Origin of the sequence: Latilactobacillus sp. VITA-14 (assembly GCF_046580785.1) — a bacterium.
In the GTDB taxonomy this organism is placed as follows: domain Bacteria; phylum Bacillota; class Bacilli; order Lactobacillales; family Lactobacillaceae; genus Latilactobacillus; species Latilactobacillus curvatus.
The window spans coordinates 1-5,580 of sequence record NZ_JBJKTM010000036.1 but is presented as its reverse complement, the minus strand read 5'-3'; the positions used below and the strand labels follow the sequence as shown (position 1 = coordinate 5,580).

Genomic DNA, 5,580 nt, shown 5'->3' with positions numbered 1-5,580 from the left:
TTGTGCTAGTGCGCCACGTTGAAAACGTGATAAAGTAGATGTACCCAAAGTAATCACTCCCTATATTGGTTGGAATTAGCTACTACCATTGTAAGTGATTGCTTTGGGCTTTTTAATTTCTGTTCGGATTAATTATAGAATTTGCCCCATTAATAGCAAAATAACCCGGGTCAATTGACCCGGGTTATTTTTTTGATCAACTTACGCTAAATTAATTGACACCCTTTATGAATGGTATGGTACCATAAGCGCAATTAGAAAAGCGAAGGGATTCGGGCGCATGCGACGTTCTAAATGGATAATAATCATCATTGGTTTAGGAGTTTTAATTGGCAGTGGATGGTGGCTTTTAGGGCATGCAACGACGCAAAAAGCGCAGCAAGTCAAGCAAACAGAAAATGAACAGCCCACTTTTTATTTGCATGGTTATGGCGGTTCGGCTCGTTCGACTGATAGCATGATCAAAGCTGCTCGCGAACAAAAGAATGCGACACAGGTCCTCACTGCAACCGTTCGTAAGGATGGTTCAGTTGATTTACAGGGGCGTTGGTTAGCTAAAACGACACGACCAATCGTGCAAGTTGTTTTTGAAGATAATCGCAATCCTGACTATCAACAAGATGGTGAGTGGTTTAAAAACGTCTTAGTCGCGGTTAATCGGCAGCACAGCTTCAAACGATTCAACGTGGTGGCTCATTCGATGGGCAACTTGACGGCCGTTTATTATTTATTGAACCATGCGACTGATAAACAGTTACCCCGTATGGCGAAGATGGTGAATATTGCGGGTCATTTTGATGGGATTATCGGGATGGATGACCAGCCTAATCAAAACCAGGTTAAAAAGGATGGCCAACCACAAAAAATGAACGCGACTTATCGGCAACTGATGGGACTGCGTAACCAGCTCCCTGCTAAATCGATTGCGGTGTTGAATATCTATGGGGATTTAGGCGATGGGACGCGTTCTGACGGACGTGTTAGCAATGCATCGTCACAGTCGTTGCGGTATTTGGTGACGCCTGGTGCGAAGACCTATCAAGAAAAGAAGTTTACTGGTAAAAAAGCGCAGCATAGTCAATTACACGAAAATCATGCAGTCAATCAAACTGTCTTAGCGTTTTTATGGTAAAACATACTTAAAAAGTGGTGGCGACAAAAAAATAATTTTGTCGCCACCACTTTTTTAATGTTCAAGACGGTAGTCTCGCGCTGCTTGTTCGAGATTCGAAATGAGAGCTTGTTGTTTTGGTGAGAAGAACTGGGGCTTACGATAGGCTAACGAGATGTAAAAGATTGGTTGTGGTTCATCCAATAAATCAAGTACCACTAAGTCATCAGCAGGCGTAATACTGGTTTCAGTTAGAAAACCGATGCCGACATTTTCGTGAATCATACTTTTTAAGACACTAACGTCATTGGTGCGATAAATAATTTCGGGTTTGATTTGATTGACGTCCGATAAGTTCTTGAAGACCACGGGATGCATGAATCCTTCCGCGAGCATAATAAATTTCTCGTGGGCTAAATCACGGAAGGCGACCGCTGGTTTCTGGGCTAAGGGACTATCAGGTGCAACTACAATCTTAAAATGGTGACGTTCGATGACTTTAGCTGTGATGGTATCGGTTTGAAGTGGTATCGCAGAACCAAGAAGCGCGACATCTAGTTCACCGGCTTCTAATGAAGCCAACAATTCTTTGGAACCCCCATCAGCTGTCTTAAAATGTTGAATCGTGCCGTTAGCGGCTAGCTTTTGTGCTAATTTTGAAAAGTAGTAAGTACCGATAATTGGTGGCAAGCCAAAACGCAAATCAGTAGCGTTGAGATTGAGCATGTCGGCCTTTGTTAGTTCAATCTCCGCTAATATTCGCGTGGCATGTTGATAAAGTTGCTCACCACTAGGGGTAATAATCAATGATTGGTGTGATTGATCGCGCTGAATGAGTTTGGTCGCGAATTCATCTTCAAGGCGTTTGACCGCGTAGGTGATCGTCGGTTGACTGACCTTGAATTGATCAGCGACTGCCGTAAAATTTTTTAATTTAATTAGCGCAGCAAAATAGGCCAAATCTTTAATCTTCATAAAAACTCCTGTTTAATGCAGTTTAGACGCTTCATATAAATCTATTTTATCATAAATGTAAGTTTTGACTATCAAATGTTGAGGCGTGTATAGTGACCAACATGATATAAAAGAAAAGGAGATTTTTAATATGAAAGCACAACAAATTTTAAATGATCCATTTTTAAATAAGGGCACAGCATTCACTGCTGAAGAACGTGCACAATTTGGCTTAACGGGGATGTTACCACCTCACGTGCAAACCATTGATGAACAAGTTAAACAAGTTTATGCCCAATATCAATCAAAAGCAAACATGCTTGAACAACGGATTTTCTTAATGTCAATTTTTAATGAAAACCGTGTGTTGTTCTTTAAATTATTCAGCCAACACGTTGCTGAATTCATGCCAGTGGTTTACGATCCAACGATTGCTGACACAATCGAAAATTACAGTGCTTTATATGTGAACCCCCAAAACGCTGCTTTCTTATCAATCGACGATCCTGATTCAATGAAGACAACCTTGGCAAACGCTGCTGATGGTCGCGAAATTAAATTAATCGTTGTGACTGATGGCGAAGGAATCTTAGGGATTGGCGACTGGGGCACACAAGGTGTGGATATCTCAGTTGGTAAATTAATGGTTTATACGGCTGCTGCCGGGATTGATCCTAGTCAAGTCTTACCAGTTATTTTAGATGCTGGGACGAACCGTGAAAGCTTACTCAATGATGAATTATACTTAGGCAACCGTCATGAACGGGTTCGCGGCGATCGTTACTACGATTTCGTCGATCAATTCGTGCAAACAGCTGAAGACCTATTCCCTAATATGTACCTTCACTTTGAAGATTTTGGCCGGAGCAATGCTGCTAATATCTTGAACAAGTACAAAGATCAAATCGTGACATTCAATGATGATATCCAAGGCACAGGGATTATCACATTAGCTGGGATTATGGGCGCTTTAAATATCTCTGGTGGCAAGATGACCGACCAAGTTTACATGAGCTTTGGTGCTGGGACTGCCGGTGCTGGGATTACTCACCGCATCTTCGAAGAAATGTTACAAGAAGGTTTAACTGAAGAACAAGCACGTAGCCGTTTCTACATGGTTGACAAGCAAGGGCTATTGTTTGATGATGATCCAGAATTAACACCAGAACAAAAACCATTTGCGCGCAAACGGAGTGAATTCGCGAATGCTGATGAGTTAACAACTTTAGAAGCTGCTGTCAAAGCAATCCACCCAACTATTTTAGTGGGGACTTCAACCCAACCTGGGACCTTTACAGAATCAATCGTGAAGGAAATGGCTGCTCACACAGAACGCCCAATTATTTTCCCATTGTCAAACCCAACGAAGTTAGCTGAAGCAACTGCTGCAGACTTAATCAAGTGGACTGACGGCAAAGCCTTAGTAGCGACTGGGATTCCTGCTGCACCTGTTGAATACAACGGTGTCACATATGAAATCGGTCAAGCAAACAATGCTTTAGTCTATCCAGGGCTTGGTTTAGGCACAATCGCTTCCACTGCGAAAGTCTTAAATGACGAAATGATTAGCAAAGCAGCTCACTCATTGGGTGGCATTGTTGATCCAACAGAACCTGGCGCAGCTGTCTTGCCTCCTGTGACAAAACTAGATATCTTCTCACAAACGGTTGCGAACGCTGTTGCTCAAAGCGCTGTTGATCAAGGTTTGAATAAAGAACCAATTGCTGACGTGCAAAAAGCCGTCGCAGACATGAAATGGGAACCAGAATACAAAGCACTATAATTTAAATATAAATCGGTAGGAGCGTGAAAGAGTTGGCAGCATTTCTAACATCATTATCAAGCGTTGTCGAAATCGTCTTAGTCATTGCATTGGGGTTTTGGCTACGGAGTTCAAAAAAATTCGATGATAATTTTAAAGGCACAATTTCATTTTTAATCATGAATGTCGCTTTACCATTATCAATTTTCGTCTCAGTATTAGATAACTTAACCCGTGAAAAGTTGGTCGGTTTATCTGGCGGCTTGATCTACGTCTTAATTAGTTTCGCCCTCGGTTATCTCGTGGCATGGTTACTAACCAAGGCTTTCCGGATTCGGCCAGGTCGTCGAGGGACATTTATCAATATGTTCGTCAATGCTAATACCATCTTCATTGGGTTACCATTGAACTTGGCACTATTCGGTGACAAGAGTTTACCTTACTTCTTGATCTACTATGTGGCCAATACGGTTTCAACATGGGCAATCGGGGTCTTCTTCATCTCAAATGATGATCCAACCAAAGAAAAAGGCGCTGCTAAAGGCAAATTTAACTGGCGTAAATTATTACCTTCACCATTAATCGGTTTCTTAGCCGCATTAATTTATCTTCTAACTGGTTTACCATTACCAGAACTTGTTGATAAGACATTCTCAATGGTCGGTGGCATCGTAACACCAATGTCATTGATCTACATTGGGATTATCTTAGCTGATGCTGGTTTGAAATCAATCCATTTCGACCGCGATACAGTCCTTGCGTTATTAGGCCGTTTCGTTGTGGCACCAGCCATCATGATTGCCATCATGCTATTCTTCAAGAACACAACTTCAATTCCATCAATCGAACAAAACACATTGATTATTCAAGCTGCAACACCTGGTTTGGCTGTCTTACCAATCTTAGTTGGTCAATCACATGGTGACGTTGAATATGCAACGAACGTTGTCACAACAAGTACCGTCTTATTCGTGGTCGTTGTCCCAATCTTGATGCAAATTGTTCAATATATCTAAAGCTTAAATGTGTCGTTCAGCTGACACTCCCCTAAATCTTACCCCCAGCGCGCCGTCTCAATTAATTGAGACGGCGCTTTTTTTGTGCAAAGAAACACAAAGAATGTTGTCAAAGGCGGTAAAGTGCATTACAATGAAAACGGATTTAATAATGTGAAGGGGACGATAGCATGACAGAGAAAATCTACACTAACTTAGCACCTGAACCATTGGGACCATACAGCCAAGCGATTGCAACGGATCAACTGGTCTTTATGTCAGGGCAACTCGGATTAAAAGATGGCCAATTGGCACCGGACTTAGCGAGTCAAACAAAACAAGCAATCACGAATATGCAACACGTGTTAGCGGCAGCAGGATTATCCCTAGAAAACGTTGTGAAAACCAATTGTTTTTTAACTGATTTGGATGACTTTAACGAATTCAATGAAGTATATGCGCGATTCTTCGGTGATATCGCACCGGCTAGAAGTGCCGTTCAAGTTGGTAAACTACCAGCTGGCGCAATTGTTGAGATAGAAGCAGTTGCAATTCGTTAATGCCGTAATTGACTGAATAAACAACCATTTGAAAAAAGCCTCCAGAGGAAATTAAATGGTAGATTGCAAATTTAATCCGAATTTTTGGACAAATTTGTCAGCATCACCTGATACGGTGTTTGCCAGTCGAGTATTTTAAGCGGTCGCTGGTTAATTTGGAGTAACGTCGTCGTTAAATCTTGAGCACTAATGTGCTCA

Annotated in this window: 5 protein-coding genes and 1 pseudogene; 4 read left to right on the top strand and 2 right to left on the bottom strand. The window is 41.8% G+C overall.

Going from position 1 to position 5,580, the window contains the following annotated elements; all coding sequences use genetic code 11:
* Positions 1-280 precede the first annotated feature (280 nt).
* Positions 281-1,132, top strand: coding sequence for an alpha/beta hydrolase (locus tag ACF1X7_RS09850; RefSeq protein WP_039099543.1), 852 nt, complete (start codon positions 281-283; stop codon positions 1,130-1,132).
* Between the two features lie 54 nt (positions 1,133-1,186).
* On the opposite strand, the gene ACF1X7_RS09845 is transcribed toward ACF1X7_RS09850, so the two are convergent.
* Entirely contained in the window at positions 1,187-2,086 is a 900-nt protein-coding gene (locus tag ACF1X7_RS09845) for a LysR family transcriptional regulator (RefSeq protein ID WP_039099562.1), read from the bottom strand.
* 121 nt (positions 2,087-2,207) lie between these two features.
* Between ACF1X7_RS09845 and ACF1X7_RS09840 the strand changes: the two genes are divergently transcribed.
* The 3 genes from ACF1X7_RS09840 to ACF1X7_RS09830 all read left to right on the top strand — a co-directional run bounded on the left by ACF1X7_RS09840 (position 2,208) and on the right by ACF1X7_RS09830 (position 5,382).
* Positions 2,208-3,848, top strand: a complete 1,641-nt coding sequence (locus tag ACF1X7_RS09840; RefSeq protein ID WP_411162735.1) for a malolactic enzyme — start codon at positions 2,208-2,210, stop codon at positions 3,846-3,848.
* Positions 3,849-3,880: 32 nt separating this feature from the next.
* On the top strand, positions 3,881-4,843 hold the full coding sequence (locus tag ACF1X7_RS09835) for an AEC family transporter (RefSeq protein WP_064776933.1): 963 nt from the start codon (positions 3,881-3,883) through the stop codon (positions 4,841-4,843).
* A 170-nt stretch (positions 4,844-5,013) separates the two neighbouring features.
* The gene (locus ACF1X7_RS09830) at positions 5,014-5,382 is read left to right on the top strand and encodes a RidA family protein (RefSeq protein ID WP_004270734.1); all 369 of its coding nucleotides are present in this window, start codon (positions 5,014-5,016) and stop codon (positions 5,380-5,382) included.
* Between the two features lie 71 nt (positions 5,383-5,453).
* Here the strand turns inward: ACF1X7_RS09830 and ACF1X7_RS09825 are convergent.
* Positions 5,454-5,580 (bottom strand): annotated as a pseudogene (locus ACF1X7_RS09825) (IS30 family transposase); the annotation flags it as partial.

Bases quoted from the DNA above. Each gene is read 5' to 3' on its own strand.
- ACF1X7_RS09850 (WP_039099543.1), top strand. From the start codon at position 281: ATGCGACGTTCTAAATGGATAATAATCATCATTGGTTTAGGAGTTTTA.
- ACF1X7_RS09845 (WP_039099562.1), bottom strand. From the start codon at position 2,086: ATGAAGATTAAAGATTTGGCCTATTTTGCTGCGCTAATTAAATTAAAA.
- ACF1X7_RS09830 (WP_004270734.1), top strand. From the start codon at position 5,014: ATGACAGAGAAAATCTACACTAACTTAGCACCTGAACCATTGGGACCA.